Raw genomic sequence first — 16,086 nt, forward strand, 5'->3', positions numbered from 1 at the left:
GGGGCGGCGGCCAAGCCACCCTGGCGATTTGTCGTCAGGGTATGCCGTCGTTGTATCCTGCTGTGCGCGCTACACGCGAACCCGGCAGGTTGCCCGAGCGGCCAATGGGAGCGGACTGTAAATCCGTCGGCTTACGCCTACAGTGGTTCGAATCCACTACCTGCCACACCAGATCAGGCCCCCTTTCGAGGGGGCCTGACGGCTTTCGAAGGTCCGTTTGCGCCGTGAGCCGGCGAAGGATTAGGTGAGCTCAGTCCGGCCAGACGCCCTCGAGCATCTCCCATTGGTCGCCCTCGACAGCATTGTCGACGCAGACGCTGCGGCCGGTCAGTCTCCAGACCCATCGCCCGTTGGGCGCTTGCAGGGTCACCACGCGGCCATCGAATGTCAGTCCGATGTCAGGATTGCGGCCCAGATTCGCGAGCACGTGGCTGGCGAACCACATCACCGGGGTCGCACGCTCGACATGTAGCTCGTCCCCCTCGCGGCGGAACCGAATTTCGCCCGTCACACACGGTGCGTTCGTTCTCGCCATCGTCGCCATGTGAAGTATTCGGCGCCGGCCTCGCCACGGATGGGAATTCGCGTCGCAAAAGCAAATCTGACAGCGGCCTGTGAATTCCCTTGATCGAATTTGCTATTGATGACCAAATCATGACGATCTGCACGGCGGCTGTCCTCATGCGGAGATCTCGTTGCCATAAGAGTGATCCAGTCCTCGGAATGGAGGGCCACGGAAAATTACCGTCCGCGTTACTAATTAGAGCTCGGTCCGGCAGATGACTATGTGCGATCCTCGCCGGCCCGTGGCGTCACTGATCCTGCTGCGCGACCTCGCATACGGCTGTCCCGTCGCCGTAATTTATTACGTCTACCTTTGCTTCAAGATCATATCGGCGATGCCAACAAAAGCGATCAGCAAATGCGTAGCGTCGGCGCTGCCCTCCTTGATGCACCAGGGTTCGCGCCGAATATCACTTCTCCCCAAGGGGTTCATCCATGTCCAAACACCGCAACCGTGCGCCGCGGACGCCTGTCAGGCATTATCTCGCCGCCGGAGTCTCCGGCGCCGCTCTCGTAGGAGCGGGTGTCCTTCTGGTCTGGCCGTCGGATGTCGCGGCGACGGCCGCAGCCGATATTCAGCTGGCCTCGACCGACGGCCCGCTGCCAGAAGACTCATCGACTCTGCCCTGGTGGCTGGGTCACTCGGGTGGCGACCGGACGGCGTCGGTAGTCGCTGCGGCCACACCCTCGGCGACGATGCGGCCGGTCGTCGGGCCCGGAGGCTGGCTCTACGGCGACGGACTCGATGCCCTGGCGATCAACCCCGACTGCACCGCCGATTGTCGCGGCGGCAACGGCGGTTTGTTGGGTGGCAGTGGCGGTAACGGTGCCTACGGCGGTGCCGGCGGCAACGGCGGCTTGTTCTTCGGCAACGGCGGCGATGGCGCCAACGGAGTCGATGCGTTCACGACCGCGGCAGGTGTCCGGGTCGCGGCCACTGCGGGCGGCGCCGGCGGTAACTCAGGCCTGTTCGGCGACGCCGGCGACGGCGGTAACGGCGGCAACGACTACAACTCGCTCAGTTCCACCGTCGCTGGAGCCAACGACGCTGTCGGGGCGGCTGGCGGTTCCGGCGGGCGTGGCGGCCGGATCAGCGGCAACGGTGGCAACGGTGGCCGCGGAGGATTGGCCGACTCGGTCAACGGCAACGCGAGCGGAGGGCGGGGCGGCGCCGGCGGCGCAGCCACCACCGGTACCGGAGGTGACGGGGGTGACGGTGGGTCCGCGTCAACGGATGCCGACGGAACCCACGTCGCGATCGGTGGCGACGGGGGCAACGGCGGAGCCGGCGCCCCCGGAGGCTCCGGTGGTGACGGCGGGACGGTCAACAACGCCTTCGGCCAGGTTGCCGACGGGGTCGGCGGCAACGGCGGTTCCGGTGGCGCGGCAACGAGCGGAATGGGCGGAGCCGGCGGCAGCGGCGGCTTCGTGGCCACCGACGAGGGTGATGCCACCGGCGGCGTGGGCGGCAGCGGCGGTAAGGGCGCCGCATCTGCGGCAGGCGGCGCCGGCGGTTCCGGCGGCAGCGCGAGTTCGGCCGGGAGCAACCGCTTCGGGACTGACGGCGACGGCGGCACCGCCACCGCTGGCGCAGGTGGGCGCGGCGGTAGCGGCGGGAACATCCGAGGACGGGGTGGTGACGGCGGCGCCGGTGGCGACGCCGACACCGACGGCGGACCCGCCGCCGACGGCGGTGACGGCGGCATGGGCGGTAACGGCGGCACCGTAGCCGGGACCGGTGGTGACGGCGGCCGCGGTGGCAGCACTATCGGCGGCGACACCCGGACCCCCGGCGCCGGCGGCGCGGGCGGCCGAGCTGGTGTGGGCGGAAAGTCCGGTGCCAGCGGTCCTGACGGAACCAGTAGCGACTCGTAGGGACGCCGCACCCAGAAGCCTCGGGCGTGACCATCGCGCCCGAGGCGCGGCGTGCATTCGTCGGTGTGATCGAGGTCCGTGCCGACCTGTTCCGCCGCGTTCACACGGTGCACCCCGTCGCGGTCGTGCACCAATACTCCTTGTGGACAGGGGATGTCGAGCAGGTCGCGTCGATGGCGGCCGGAGGGGGTGCACCACAACCAGGAACGCGACACTGAGGCCTCCTAGAATGCGGTCATGGCCAGCAACGGTCTCGGCGACTACCTCCGTGCACGTCGCGGCCGGGTCACGCCCACAGACATCGGCCTGCCTAGCGACGGGTTGCGCCGGGTCAGTGGACTCCGCCGGGAAGAGGTGGCGCTGCTGGCCGGCATGAGCGTCGACTACTACACCCGACTCGAGCAGGGCCGGGAGCGCAGCCCCTCCCCGCAGGTGATCGACGCCCTGTCAGCGGTCTTGCAACTTCCCGACGACGCCCGTGAGCATCTGTTCCGGCTGGCGGGGCTGAGCCCTCAGGAGCGCGGTAGCGTCAGCACCCGCGTCGATCCGGCGCTGCTCGAACTCCTGGAGATGTGGCCGGTCAACCCCGCGTTCGTCTACAACCGTGCATTCGACGTCCTGGCCAGCAATCCGATCGCCGACGCGATGTTCATGCAGTGGACGCACTCGACGAACCTGATGCAGATCATCTTCACCGAACCCGATGCCAAGACCTTCTACTGCAACTGGTCGGTGGTCGCCGAGGATGCGGTGGCGAGTTTTCGCCACGGGTTCGGTATCGCACCCAACGACGTGCGTCTGTGCACTGTGCGCGACGAACTGTTGGAAGCCAGTCCGGAATTCGCCGACATGTGGACACGCCACGATGCTCGACGTAAATCGCTGCAGAACAAGACATTCCGACATCCGATAGTGGGTGTCATGACGCTGACGATGCAGACCTTCGATGTGCGCTCCAGCCCGGGCCAGGAACTCGTCGTCTACCACGCCGAGCCCGGTTCCCCGAGCGCAGAGGCGCTGTCGGTGCTGTGCTCCTGGGCCGTCACCAGCTGACCGATGACGACGAAAGGATAAACGATGTCCACCTTTATGGTCACCTACGTCGGTGACGGCACCAGCTCCTTCGATCGCAATTACTATGAAAGCAAACATATTCCGTTCGTGTCCAAGACGTGGGAGCCGTTCGGTCTGGAGCGTACCGACGTGTACTACCCCGAGGATTCTGTCGACGGACAGCACGTCGTGGCGGTTGCGCTGTGCCACTTCGCCGACCGGGCGGGCCTGGATCGTGCCCTCGCTGCCGCCGAATCCGGCCTTGTCTCCGACGACATCGCGAACTTCACGGACCTCTCACCGATCATGACAGTGGTCTCCCCGGCGTCGTGACGTCCCTGGGTGCACTGCACCCATTGTGCCGGGGTGGCCGCTGACTAGCGTCGATGGAGCAGTGATCACCTCTGGCGAAAGGACGATCGTGAAGCGCACGACTCTCGGAGGGCTCGACGTGTCAGCTCAAGGTCTGGGCTGCATGGGCATGAGCGAGTACTACGGCGAATCCGATTGGGACACCAGCATTGCCACCATTCGGCACGCCATCGATACCGGGGTGACCCTCCTCGACACCGCGGATCAGTACGGCGCGGGCCACAACGAGGTGCTGGTCGGCCGCGGGATCGCCGGCCGTAGAGACGACGTCCAGATCGCGACGAAGTTCGGTATCGATCGCAGTAGCGGCGACGACAACCGGGTGCACCGTGGTGATCCGCCGTACGTGAAGCGGTCATGCGACGCGTCGTTGCTACGACTCGGTGTCGACCACATCGACCTCTACTACCTGCATCGTCCCCCGGACAACGCCGAGATCGAAGACACCGTCGGCGCGATGGCCGAACTGGTGCAGGAAGGCAAGGTCCGGTACCTGGGTCTGAGTGAGGTCAGCGCCGACCTGCTACGACGTGCCCACGCGGTGCACCCGATCGCTGCGGTCCAGAGCGAATATTCGCTCTGGACAAGGGATGTCGAGGATATCACGCCGGTGATGGCGGAGCTCGGCGTCGGGCTCGTGCCGTACGCGCCCCTGGGGCGCGGTTTTCTCACCGGCTCCGTGCAGACCGAGAATCTGGCGTCGAACGACTTCCGCGCCAAGAACCCGCGCTTCACCGGCGATGCCGGTCAGCAGAATCAGGCCATCGCCGACACGGTGCGCTCGGTCGCCGACCGGCTGGGCGTCCTACCCGCGCAGGTCGCCTTGGCGTGGGTGTACGCCCAAGCCGATCGGCTCGGTGTCTCGGTGGTGCCGATACCCGGGACCCGTCATGCCGAGCGCCTCGACCAGAACGTCGCGTCGCTGGATGTCGTTCTCGACGATGACGCACTGGCGCAGCTCCAGCCGCTCAGCGACAAGGTGCAGGGTGGCCGCTACGCCGATCGCGGTGTGCGCTGATGAGCGGGAGACTCGACGGCAAGGTCGCGGTCGTCACCGGCGCGTCGAAGGGACTCGGCGCCGAGATCGCGCGGCTGTTCGCGACTGAGGGTGCGGCTGTCGTGGTGAATTACTCCCACAGCGAGGATGCCGCCGACACCGTGGTCCGGGAAATCGTTCGAGCAGGTGGCCAGGCCGTTGCGGTTCGGGCAGACATGAGCGACGAGGCGCAGGTGCGTGAGTTGTTCGCCGAGACCGACCGCGCCTTCGGCCGGCTCGACATCCTGGTGAACAACGCCGGCGTGTACGACTTCCAGCCTCTGCAGAATCTGAGCCTGGATCTGTTCCGGCGCCACTTCGAACTCAACGTCTACGGCTATCTGACCGCGATCAAAGAGGCTGTCCACTACATGACGCCCGGCGCGAGCATTGTCAACATGAGCTCCACGGTGACCATCTTCGGTCCGAGCGACGCGTCGGTGTACACCGCCACCAAAGGCGCGATCGATGCGTTGACGCGATCTCTGTCGAACGAACTGGCGCCCAGAGGAATTCGGGTCAACGCGATCAAACCGGGTGTCGTCGACACCGAGGGTGTTCAGGCGGGCGGGTTTCTCACCAGTGACTTCGGCAGGGCGCTGGTCGAGGAGACCCCGCTGGGTCGGCTGGGGCACTCCGAGGATGTCGCCCCGGCAGCCGTGTATCTGGCATCGGATGAAAGCGGATGGATGACAGGGGAGTACATCACGATGGCCGGAGGGCAACGGTGACGGACGCGCAAGGCACCGCGAGCCAGGTCGTGCAGAACTATTTCGACGTCTTCTTCAGCCACGACGTCGACAAGACACTGCAGTGCCTGACCGACGACGTCGTCTGGCGTGTACAGGGCGCAGCCGACGTACCCACGATCGGCACCCGGCACGGCAGACAGCAGGTGCGGGAGTGGCTCGAGCTGTTCCCGAAGCATTTCCAGCCCATGGACTTCGACATCCAGCGGATGTTCGAAAGCGGTGATCAGGTGGTGGTCATCGGTCACTTCACCCATCGGATCCTCGACACAGGAAAAGAATTCAGCAGCGACTTCGCGACCGTCTGCACCGTTCAGGACGGGAAGCTAGCCGCATACAACTTCCTCGAAGACTCCTACGGGCTGTGGGATGCCTTCCAGCCCGTCGACTCCTGATTCCGGGAAAGGACCGTCGTGAACATCACCGGCAATACCATCTTCATCCCCGGTTCCACGAGCGGCATCGGCCTCGCGCTGGCGCTTGCCCTGCACGACGAGGGCAACACCGTCATCGTCGGCGGCCGGCGCACCGAGCTCCTCGACGAGATCGCCGCCCAGCATCCCGGTATCGACACCGTGCAGATCGACACGACCGACGCCGACAGCATCACGGCGGCGGCTGCGTCGGTGCTCGACAAGCATCCCGACCTCAACGTGATCATCGCGATGGCGGGGGTGATGCGGGTGGAGGACTGGCATCAGGCCGAGGGCTTTCTCGATTCGGCCGAAGCGGTCATCACCACGAACCTGCTGGGTCCGATCCGCCTCATCGCCGCGTTCATCGACCATCTGCAGAAGCAGCCCGCAGCCACGATCATCACCGTGTCGTCGGGCCTGGCGTTCACGCCGCTGAAGATCACGCCCAGCTACAACGCCTCCAAGGCGGCCATCCACATGCTCACCGAGTCGCTGCGACTACAGCTCGCCGACACGTCGGTGTCGCTGAAGGAGCTGGTGCCGCCATCGGTGGCCACGGATCTGCTTCCCGGGCAACGGGAGAGCTCGTTCGCGATGCCGCTCGAGGACTTCATCGCCGAGGTCATGCAGATCCTGGAAACCGACCCGGACGGCAAGGAGATCCAGGTGGAGCGGGTCAAGTTCCTCCGCTACTCCGAGGTGCGCGGCGAGTACGACGACGTCGTGCGGACGCTCAACCAGGCCGACCCGAACTGAGTCCTGCGCGGGCGATTTCGCCGAGCGGCCACGCAATCTCTCCCGCAGCCTCTAGTGTCCTGCCGTGAAGACGTTGTCGCGCGTCCTGCTCGCGCTCCTGCTCGCGTTCGCTTTCGCGCCGTCTGCTGTGGCCGCGCCGTATCCCACGGGCCCGGTGACGATGACGGCCGGCGCCGGCCCCGGCAGCGGTTTCGATCTGACGATCCGCTCCGTCGTCGACGCCCTACAGACCGAGCGGATCGTCAATGTGCCTCTGCCGGTGCAGAATCGGCCCGGGAACAGCGGCTCGGACTTCCTCGCCACGATGGTCGAGCAGTATCGCGGTGACGACGATCAGCTGTCGGTCGCCTCACTGGCGACGATGATGAACCAGGTCCGGGGCGTGTCCCGGTACGGCTACGCCGATGTCACGATGATCGCCCGGCTGATGACCGAGTACTTCGTCGTCGTCACCACCCCCGCCTCGCCGTATCAGAACCTCACCGACCTGATGGCGGCAATCAGAGCCGATCCGGCCCGCGTAACGGTCGGCGCGGCGCCCGACGACGAGGCACCCTTCGATCTGTTGGTGAACGCCGTCGGCACGGATCCGAGGGCCACTCGCTACGTCGCGCACGAGGGCGGCGGCGCACAGACCGCGGCGCTGCTCGCCGGTGAGGTCCAGGTGGCGATCGGCGGGGTGAGCGAGTTCGTCGACCAGATCCGCGGTGGGCAGCTGCGCGCCCTCGGGGTGCTGTCAGAGAATCGGTTGCCGGGCCTCGACGTGCCCACCGCGCGCGAGCAGGGTCTCGACGTGACGCTGGCGAACTGGCGCGGGATCTACGGGCCGCCGGCGATGCCGCAGTACGCCGTCGACTACTGGCAGCAGGGGCTCGCAACCATGGTCCAAACGCCCACGTGGCAGGACATCGCCGAACGCAGCGGGTTCGTGACCACGTTCATGGCCGGAGACGAGTTGCAGGCGTTCCTCGCTGAGACCCAGGCCGACGTGGAGGCCGCCTACCGCATCGCCTGACGCAGCCGCAGCCCTCGCCGGCGCACCCACAGCACCGCGGCCGCGGTGGTCAGCGCCCACACTGCCAGCGCGATCCCCAGATGGACGAAGCTCTTGGTGTCGCGGCCGAGGATGGGGCCGATCGCGGCGGGCACCTGGTTCCAGAAGACGTCGTGCTCGACGCCGCCGATGGGATCGGCGATGTAGTACAGCGCATACGGCAGGGCCAGAGCTGTGAGCCACACGGCGACGTGGCGCCGGTCGGAACGATCTCGCCACCGCCGGATCAACGGTGCGGCGGCCACGGGAAGCAGCACCGACACCAGATTGCCGATGCCGAGCCACGACACCACCGGCACCAGCACGTTGGGGACGGTGCGGAGGAGCCGCGACGGCGTGTCGATGCACAGCGTGAACAGCACCGCCGCCGCGAGAGTGGGTAGACCGACCACGCCGAACAGCGCGAGGTTCTTCACCAGCAGTATTCGCCACATGGGCGTGCCGGCCGCGAGCGCGGCCTGGACACGGTGGTGATCGGTGCCCAGCATGTTCGTGGTCGTGACGTCGGCGAGGATGAACGACGCGAAGTAGGTGTCGACGACGACGATCAGGTCGTTGTGCACGTTGTGCCGCGTCAGCGGCTGGACCAGAAGCCACAGCGCGGCGAGCACCGTGTTGATCGCGACGCCGCTCAGGCCTGCGTAGGGCGGGGTGAACATCCAGCGGATCTCGGCGGCGACGGCGCGTGGCAACGGTAGGGACAGTGCCCGCGCCGACCGTCGCGCGCTGTAGGGCCGGCCCGCGCCGGCCCGCACCATCGCGCGGGCGTACCGGAGCACCACCGGTTTCATGGACCCCTCCCGCACAAGGTGTCTGCGACCCTACCGGCGGACACCCCGATTTCATCACCTCGGAGCAACGTCGGCAATGTACTGTGTGTCCGCTCGATCGAGGGTCAGCGATGACCGCAAGAACACTGACAGCGAGGCAGCCGTGAGACTGATCTTGGAACTGCTTCGCCCCTACCGCTGGTCGGTGCTCGGCATCTTCGCGGTGCTGTGCGTTCAGATCGCGATGGGGCTGGCCGCGCCGTGGCCGCTGAAGGTCGTGCTGGACAGTGTGGTCGGCGATCATCCGTTGCCGGCCTGGCTCCATGGGCTGCTGCAACCCATCCTGGGTGGCGAGAGCCGGATGCACATCGCTGGATTGGCCGCGATCATGGTGATCGTCATCGCGGTGATCGCCGCGATCGCCACCTATGCGGCCAACTACCTCACCGAGACCGTCGGTCAGCGCGTCGGCAACGATCTGCGGACCCGGGCCTACCACCATCTGCAGCAGCTCTCGCTCAGCTACTTCGACACCCACCGGGTCGGGCCGATCCTGTCGACCCTGACCGACGACGTGGACACCATCCAGGATTTCGCGTCCGCCTCGACCCTGGGCATCGCGACCGACCTGCTCACCATCGTGGGAATGCTCGGCCTGATGCTGTGGCTGCAATGGGATTTCACCCTCGTGGCGCTCGCGGTCGCACCGCTGCTGCTGTTGTTCGTCTCCCGAATTCGTAAGGCGGTCAAGGCCGCGACGCACGAGGTCCGCCGACGCGAGTCCGACATCGTCGCCGTCGCCGAAGAGGGGCTGCAGTCGATCCGGGTCGTCAAGGCCTTCGACCGGGAAACGCTGCAGGAACAGCAGTTGGCGATCGCCGGGCAGCAGGCCGTCGATGCAGCACTCAACGCGCGCCGGGTGAAATCGGTGGTCTCACCGATCGTCGCGGTCGTGGTCGCGGCGTGCACGGCGCTGGTGCTGTGGCGCGGCTCGGCGCTGATCCTCGCCGGGGCGATGACCGCGGGCACGCTCACCGTGTTCATCAGTTATCTGGCGTCGTTCTTCAAACCCGTGCAGGACCTGGCGAAGCTGACCAACACGATCGCGATGGCCGCGGTCGGGGTCGAACGGGTGGCCGCGCTGCTCGACGCCGAAACCGACATCGAGGAGAAGCCCGACGCCGTCGGTGCCGCAAAGGTCAAGGGCGGCATCCGGTTCGACAAGGTCGCGTTCAGCTACGACGGTGAGAAGCCGGTGCTGCGCGATGTGACGTTCGACGTCGCCCCCGGTCAGCTGGTCGGCATCGTCGGCCACACGGGCAGCGGAAAATCCTCGCTGGTGAGCCTCATTCCCCGGTTCTACGACCCCAGCATGGGGTCGGTGCAGATCGACGGCGTGGACCTGCGCGACTACAAATTGCACGAGATACGCCAGCAGATCGGTTATGTGCTGCAGGACACGGTGCTGTTCCGGGGCACCGTCCGCGACAACATCGCCTTCGGCCGGCCGGATGCCACGCACGAAGAGATCGTGGAAGCCGCGAAACTCGCCAACGCCCACGAGTTCATCTCCGACATGCCGCAGGGTTACGACAGTGCCGTCGGCGAACGCGGGATGACGTTGTCCGGCGGCCAGCGGCAGCGTATCGGCATCGCTCGCGCCCTCATCCGCGACAGCCCGATCCTGATCCTCGACGAACCGACCGCCGCGCTGGACGCCCAGTCCGAGCATCTGGTGATGAGCGCGCTGCAGCGGCTGATGAGCGATCGCACCGTGTTGACCATCGCCCACCGGCTCTCGACGATCCGCGACGCCGACAAGATCGTCGTGCTGGAAGAGGGGCGCGTCGTCGAAGAAGGCACCCACAGCGAGCTGCTCGAGGGCAACGGCAGATACGCTGAGTTGCACCGCATCCAGTACGAGGACGAGACGCCGTGACCCGCTCCCTGATCATCCTGCCCGACGACTCGTCGCGGCCGGTTCTCGACGCCATCCACAACGCCGAGAAGTCGGTGCGCGTCAAGATGTTCGCGTTCAGCCATCAGCCGCTGCTCGACGCGGTCGTCGCGGCGCACCAGCGAGGCGTCCTGGTCAAGGTGATGCTGAACCCGGAGCGTCGCGACGGTGAGACCGACAACGACGGAGCGCGGGACCTGTTGCTGCAGTACGGCATCGACGTCACCGAGAGCAGTCCGTCGTTCGGGTTGACGCACGAGAAGTCGATGGTGATCGACGACGAGTTCGCGTTCGTCGAATCGTTGAACTGGACCGACGAGAACTTCACCGAGACCCGTGACTATGCGGTGGTCACCCCGACTTCGCATGAGGTGCTCGAGATCATCGAGTGTTTCGAAGCCGATTGGGCGCGAGAGGAATTCGATCCCGGTGATGACGCCCGGCTGATCTGGTGCCCGACCAACGGTCGGGCCCGGATCGCTGATTTCATCGATCGCGCCGAGAAGACCCTGTTCGTCCAGAACGAGCGCTACCAGGACCCGGTGATCATCGAGCGATTGGTGCGTGCGGCGCGCCGCGGGGTCAAGGTGCACGTGATGGCCCGCGCGGCCCACCATCTCAAGGCCGACAAGCTACTGGAGGGGGTCAGCGGGCTACGCATCCTCGACGATGTCGGCATCAAGATCCACCGGCTCAAGCACCTCAAGCTGCACGCCAAGATGATGGTCGCCGATCACGAGCGGGCAATCGTGGGCTCGATCAACCTGTCTCCCGGCAGTTTCGATCATCGCCGGGAACTCGCGATCGAGGTGGACGACGACCACCTGATCACCCGGCTCAACAAGGTGGCGCATCACGACTGGAAACATTCCGCGCCATTGGATCTCAGCGACGCGGCACTTCTCGCCGACCTCGCCGGGCGCAATCAGCGAGAAGTCGACCAGTTGGCGCTGCACGATCCCCACGCCGACTGAGGGCGCTGTCCGTCGACGCGGCAGGCGTCAGGTGCGGCTGACGACCGCCGAATCGGCGGGACGGTTGAGCGTCACCGGCGGATCCTCGCCCTCCGGGATGAGCAGGACAGGGACCTCGGTGTGGTCCACCACGGCGGCCGCCACACTGCCCTGCAGACGCCCCAGCAGACCGCTGCGTCGATGGGGGCCCAGCACGATGACGCTGGCGCCGTGCTCTTCGGCGGCGGCGACGATGCCCTTCCACGTCGGCGTCGCCTCGACGGCGATGCCGCACGCCGGCATCCCGGCGGCCTCGGCGAGCGAGGCACCGAGCGCCGCAGTGCGTTCGGCGGCGCGGCGGACGTCACCGGCACGGTCGGCGTAGACGTGTTCGTCGTCGGCCGGGATGAATCCGACGTCGACCGGTTGCCACACGCACACGACCACCGCCTCGCGCCCTGCGCCGAGATGATCGGCGGCGCGAGCGATGGCCCTCGCCGCGAGATCCGAACCGTCGTAAGCGAGCAGCACGGGACCCGGACCCGTGGATACCGGTTCGGGGGCCGCCGCCGAGGGCACGGTGTGTCCACTCGGCGGGGGCTCGATCGGCAGGCCCCGCAGCCGAGCCAGCAGCGGAGGTGAGTACCAGGCCGGTGAGTCACCGTCGAGGAACTCGTCGAGATCCGGGGTCTGCGGGCGTGCACTGCTGAGGACGTAGACCGCCACTCCGAACACCGCACCGCCGACGGCGAGACCGAATCCGACCCAGAGGGCAACGCCGGTTCCGGCGACCAGATCGTCGGAGATCCGGGTGGCCAGGTGCGCGAAGATCGGCGCCACCATGAAGGCCGCGACAGCGCGCAACAACTCGATGATCGCGAACACCCGCTGCAGACTGTTCGACTGCAGCGAGAACCCGGCGACGAACAGTGCGGGCGCGACGGTGGCCCCGAGGGCGAGTCCGGTCAGGGCCGAACCGAGCAGGGCCAGCGAGTGATTCGCCGGCAGCGACAACCGGAACACCAGGATGCCTGCGGCCAGCAGCGCCATGCCGACGAGCGGGAGATAGTGCATCGCGCGCCGGGAGATCACGAAGCCGAACACGACCGCCATCACGATCGCGCCACCGAGTTCCGGCAGGTACAGCAGACCGACCTGCACGGGGCTGAACGACTGCAGGAACACCGCCGCCGTCAGCGCGGTCGCCGCCACCGACGCGGCCGCGGCGAACAGGGCCACACCGACGCCGGCTACCGGGATCGCGCTGGTGAGCATCGTGCGGATGGTCAGCAACGGGCGACGGGCCCGGTACTGGTAGACGATCAGCGCCACGATCAGCACCAACCCGCCGAGCATCGGCGCGGTCACCGCCAGATCGGAGATCTCGTGGCTGGTCAGCTGGGCGGCCCCGACGAACGCCGCCGTGCACCCGACGGTGGCGAGCACGATGGCCGGCAGGTCGCGGGGTGCGTCCCGATCGGCGGGCGGCGCGTCGTCGAAGGTGAGCACGGCCAGGACGAGGGCGGCCAGCGCGACGGCGGCGACGATCCAGAACAGCGGCCGCCACGCGTGCGCTTCGGCTTGCGCACCGCCGATGAACGGGCCGAGCGCGACGGCGCCGAACACGCACATGTTCATGATCATCGCGGTGTTGCGCAGCTTGTCGCGCGGAAAGCCGATGGTCAACGGGGGAGCCGCCGCGATCAGCAGCATGCTGGTCGCCAAACCCTGCAGTACGTGGCCGATCACGAACGTCGGCGCGTTCGGCGCGGCGGCGACGGTCACCGATCCGATGACCAGCACCACGGCGTAGCCGAGCAGCATTCGGCGCTGCGGAAGATGTTGGGCGAACTGCACGGCCAGCACCGTGCCGACCGCGTACGCGGCGTTGCCCAACCCCGAACTGATCGCCATCGTCTGGGCGCTCATGTGCAGCTGTTCGCTGATGATCGGCACCAGCGGATCGAGCGCAGCTGACAGCGCCAGATAGGGGATCAGCGCCAGCGTGACCATGGCGGCCACTGCGGGGTATCGCCCGGCGAGGGGTCCTTGGCGCATCAGCAGCACCCACCGGAAGCACAGTCACGACGCGAGAGCTCAGCCACGTTCGGCGGCAACCGGGCCGCGGCGCCCGGCATTCCCCGATGGGAGGAGTTCCCAGGGACCTCCCAGGAAAAAGGTCAGACCACCGAGGGGGTTCCGATCCGGATGATCTGTCCGGTGTCGTAGCGCAATTGGTAGAGCGCCTGGTCGGGACCTTGTACGAGCACCACCGTTCCGCCGGCCTGCGCATCGAAGTCCCGCACGTTGCCGCAGGAGGAGAAGTCGGCGGTGCAATCCAGTGCTTTGATCCAGCCCTTAACCAGGTCGGCCACCAGCAACGTGTTCTGGAACTCGTCGCCGAGCTGGCCGCCGTCGTAGAACAGCACCGAGGTGATCGCAGCACCACTGTCGCCGTGCCCGTAGGTGTAGATCGGGTCCGACACGCCCGCGCAATCGCTGGTGCACACGCCCTCGGAACCCGGCCAGCCGTAGTTGCCGCCGGCGATGACGTTGTCGACCTCTTCGAAGGAGTTCTCGCCCACATCGGCGACGAGCAGCTCGCCGGTGGGGGTGAACGTCAGCCGGAACGGGTTGCGGAAGCCGTAGGCGTAGATCTGCGGCAGCGCCCCGTCCCCGAGGTCGGGGTTGTCCGACGGGATGGTGCCATCGGGATTGATCCGGATGATCTTGCCGTGGATCGTGCCGAGGTCCTGCGCGTTGCCGGAGTCCTTGTTGTCGCCGACGCCCCAGTAGAGCATGCCGTCAGGACCGAACCCCAGCGCGCCGCCGTGATGGAAGAACGCCGACCGGTCCGTGGACTGCAGCAGGACCTTCTGGGAGCCGAACACCACACGGTCGTTGCGGACCGTCAGCCGCGCCAGCCGGTCGCAAGCGAAGATCGTCGTGTAGGCCACGTAGATGTAGCCGTTGTTCTCGAAGTCGGGGTCGACGGTGAGGCCGCCGAGGCCCCGCTCGCCCTGTGTCAGCGTCGCCACCCGGTAGAGCGGTCGCCGCAGGACGTCACCGTTGTCGTCGACGACGCGGATTCGGCCGTTCTTCTCCGCGACGAGGATGCGTCCATCGGGCAGGAACTGGAAATCCGTGGGCTGGGTGAAGCCGGAGGCGACGACGGTCCGCTCGGGGGCGACCTCGGCAGCCGCGACGGTCTGACGCGTCCCTGCCGCCGTGAGGCCGGCGCCGACGAGGTCCAGCAACCGTGACGGACGGGGGTCGGGCGCGCTGGGAGTGGCCGGTTCCGGGGAGTCGATCGTGACCGTCCGAGCGCGCCGTTCGGCGACGCGGTCGGCGCGCTCGGCGGCGCGCTGCTCGCGGTCGGCGGCGCGCTGCGCGCGGGCTTCTGCCCGGTCGGACTTGGCCTCTGCGCGACGGGTCGCGCGCGCCTCGGCACGTTGGGTCGCGCGCGCCCGCGGACCTGCCTTCGCGGAATCACGATCAGCTGCAGCGCTGTTCGCGGTCGCGCTGGTCGACGACGCACTGCCGCTGTCCGCGGATGCCACGGCCTGACCCGTCAGGACGGCCGCGCCGATCCCGAAGGCCACGGCGAGGCCTCCGACCCGTCCGATGTGGAGTGCGGTGCTGACTCTGCTGTTCGGTCGAGTGGTCTGTGACCCTGCCGACGACGATTCCCCCATGACGCCTCCTCGCGAGCGGGGGTCTCCGCACCGCGCTGTCGGCGGCAACCCGGCAACACCCCGGTGAGGCGACTGTAGGTCGGCGCCGCGGCAGGTATCGCGTTTTCGCTGCGAAATCTGTGACGTCGCTGAACGCGTGAAGCGCAAGGAAGGCAACGCTTTTCGTGCTCCGTCACGCCTCGCGGGCGAAAGGCGCGGGACTGTTCTGATCTGGCGAAGGCCACCGGCCGGGAACATGCATCATTCGTGTGGGTCGATACCCCTGGTCGACAACGTCAGCAAACGTTCGCGTGCGCCGGGACGGAACATGACCGATTGATGACGGAATGGTGTGACCCAGCTCACAGCGGCGTATTCTGGAGTCATCCCTGAGACGAAGGGGGTTGTGATGAAAGGCGCTCATCGCGATCCGGTCGATCACGTCCGCACGACTCTGCCGCACAGTGGCGAGTCTTTCATCGACACGCTGTGGCTGCCCGGGCTGCTCCTCATCGGCATCGGCACGGTGTTGATCGCCGGCACCGTCGCGGCCACGGCCTACGGCAACCGGGACCTGTCGCTGATCCTGGGCCTGGTCGCCGGCGCGCTCGTCACCGCGGGGGCGCTGCTGATCGCGCTGGAACACCAGCGGGTCAAGCGGGTCGAGCGGCAGTGGCAGAAGGACCATCCCGACCATCCCCACCTGCGCGCCGGCTAGCTGAGAGGTCCGGCAGCAACACCCGGACGTGACGGCCGGTGGTCTCGACACCGGCGAATCAACGCGTAGGTCATCGGCAATCTGGAGAAGATCCACGCGAAGTGGACGTGTCAGCAAATATGGCGTCGTACACTGCTGT

The 16,086-nt window shown here is 67.0% G+C and carries 16 protein-coding genes and 1 tRNA gene; 13 read left to right on the plus strand and 4 right to left on the minus strand.

Translation table 11 applies throughout. From position 1 onward, the window contains the following. Positions 1–83: 83 nt before the first annotated feature. Positions 84–166 (plus strand) — tRNA-Tyr (locus tag ACXYX3_RS03675). A gap of 84 nt (positions 167–250) precedes the next feature. Here ACXYX3_RS03675 and ACXYX3_RS03680 read toward each other — a convergent pair. Beyond that, entirely contained in the window at positions 251–544 is a 294-nt protein-coding gene (locus ACXYX3_RS03680) for a hypothetical protein (protein WP_458610187.1), read from the minus strand. Between the two features lie 455 nt (positions 545–999). Here ACXYX3_RS03680 and ACXYX3_RS03685 point away from each other — a divergent pair, with 455 nt between their 5' ends. From ACXYX3_RS03685 to ACXYX3_RS03725, 9 genes are all read left to right on the plus strand, one after another. Further along, positions 1,000–2,439, plus strand: a complete 1,440-nt coding sequence (locus ACXYX3_RS03685) for a hypothetical protein (RefSeq protein ID WP_458610188.1) — start codon at positions 1,000–1,002, stop codon at positions 2,437–2,439. A 26-nt stretch (positions 2,440–2,465) separates the two neighbouring features. After that, entirely contained in the window at positions 2,466–2,657 is a 192-nt protein-coding gene (locus ACXYX3_RS03690; RefSeq protein ID WP_458610189.1) for a hypothetical protein, read from the plus strand. A 19-nt stretch (positions 2,658–2,676) separates the two neighbouring features. Continuing rightward, positions 2,677–3,492 carry a helix-turn-helix transcriptional regulator gene (locus ACXYX3_RS03695; protein ID WP_241205253.1) on the plus strand — a complete coding sequence of 272 codons (816 nt, stop codon included), beginning with the start codon at positions 2,677–2,679 and terminating at the stop codon, positions 3,490–3,492. Positions 3,493–3,516: 24 nt separating this feature from the next. After that, positions 3,517–3,825, plus strand: coding sequence for an EthD family reductase (locus ACXYX3_RS03700; RefSeq protein WP_458610190.1), 309 nt, complete (start codon positions 3,517–3,519; stop codon positions 3,823–3,825). Positions 3,826–3,910: 85 nt separating this feature from the next. Then, entirely contained in the window at positions 3,911–4,882 is a 972-nt protein-coding gene (locus ACXYX3_RS03705; protein WP_458611969.1) for an aldo/keto reductase, read from the plus strand. Further along, a complete protein-coding gene (locus ACXYX3_RS03710) occupies positions 4,882–5,631 on the plus strand; it encodes an SDR family NAD(P)-dependent oxidoreductase (protein WP_458610191.1) in 750 nt (249 codons plus the stop codon). The genes ACXYX3_RS03705 and ACXYX3_RS03710 overlap by 1 nt, the downstream gene beginning before the upstream one ends. Then, a complete protein-coding gene (locus ACXYX3_RS03715; protein WP_458610192.1) occupies positions 5,628–6,044 on the plus strand; it encodes a nuclear transport factor 2 family protein in 417 nt (138 codons plus the stop codon). The genes ACXYX3_RS03710 and ACXYX3_RS03715 overlap by 4 nt, the downstream gene beginning before the upstream one ends. Before the next feature lie 18 nt (positions 6,045–6,062). Then, positions 6,063–6,821: an SDR family oxidoreductase gene (locus ACXYX3_RS03720; protein ID WP_458610193.1), complete on the plus strand. Its 759-nt coding sequence runs from the start codon at positions 6,063–6,065 to the stop codon at positions 6,819–6,821. 64 nt (positions 6,822–6,885) lie between these two features. Then, a complete protein-coding gene (locus tag ACXYX3_RS03725) occupies positions 6,886–7,836 on the plus strand; it encodes a tripartite tricarboxylate transporter substrate binding protein (protein WP_458610194.1) in 951 nt (316 codons plus the stop codon). Here ACXYX3_RS03725 and ACXYX3_RS03730 read toward each other — a convergent pair. Continuing rightward, a complete protein-coding gene (locus ACXYX3_RS03730) occupies positions 7,821–8,666 on the minus strand; it encodes a hypothetical protein (RefSeq protein ID WP_458610195.1) in 846 nt (281 codons plus the stop codon). The two genes, ACXYX3_RS03725 and ACXYX3_RS03730, sit on opposite strands and share 16 nt — an antisense overlap. A gap of 142 nt (positions 8,667–8,808) precedes the next feature. On the opposite strand from ACXYX3_RS03730, the gene ACXYX3_RS03735 reads away from it, so the two are divergent. Beyond that, the gene (locus tag ACXYX3_RS03735; protein ID WP_241205261.1) at positions 8,809–10,584 is read left to right on the plus strand and encodes an ABC transporter ATP-binding protein; all 1,776 of its coding nucleotides are present in this window, start codon (positions 8,809–8,811) and stop codon (positions 10,582–10,584) included. Next, on the plus strand, positions 10,581–11,576 hold the full coding sequence (locus ACXYX3_RS03740) for a phospholipase D-like domain-containing protein (protein WP_241205262.1): 996 nt from the start codon (positions 10,581–10,583) through the stop codon (positions 11,574–11,576). Before ACXYX3_RS03735 ends, ACXYX3_RS03740 begins: the two co-directional genes overlap by 4 nt. A 27-nt stretch (positions 11,577–11,603) precedes the next feature. On the opposite strand, the gene ACXYX3_RS03745 is transcribed toward ACXYX3_RS03740, so the two are convergent. Both ACXYX3_RS03745 and ACXYX3_RS03750 read right to left on the minus strand, forming a co-directional pair. After that, the gene (locus ACXYX3_RS03745; protein ID WP_241205263.1) at positions 11,604–13,613 is read right to left on the minus strand and encodes an MFS transporter; all 2,010 of its coding nucleotides are present in this window, start codon (positions 13,611–13,613) and stop codon (positions 11,604–11,606) included. A gap of 122 nt (positions 13,614–13,735) precedes the next feature. Beyond that, positions 13,736–15,250: a PQQ-dependent sugar dehydrogenase gene (locus ACXYX3_RS03750; RefSeq protein ID WP_458610196.1), complete on the minus strand. Its 1,515-nt coding sequence runs from the start codon at positions 15,248–15,250 to the stop codon at positions 13,736–13,738. 388 nt (positions 15,251–15,638) lie between these two features. Here ACXYX3_RS03750 and usfY point away from each other — a divergent pair, with 388 nt between their 5' ends. Continuing rightward, a complete protein-coding gene (gene usfY / locus ACXYX3_RS03755) occupies positions 15,639–15,947 on the plus strand; it encodes a protein UsfY (RefSeq protein ID WP_241205265.1) in 309 nt (102 codons plus the stop codon). The last annotated feature ends 139 nt before the right edge of the window (positions 15,948–16,086 follow it).

The sequence above is a fragment of the Mycobacterium sp. Panama NTM2 genome, from assembly GCF_054355555.1.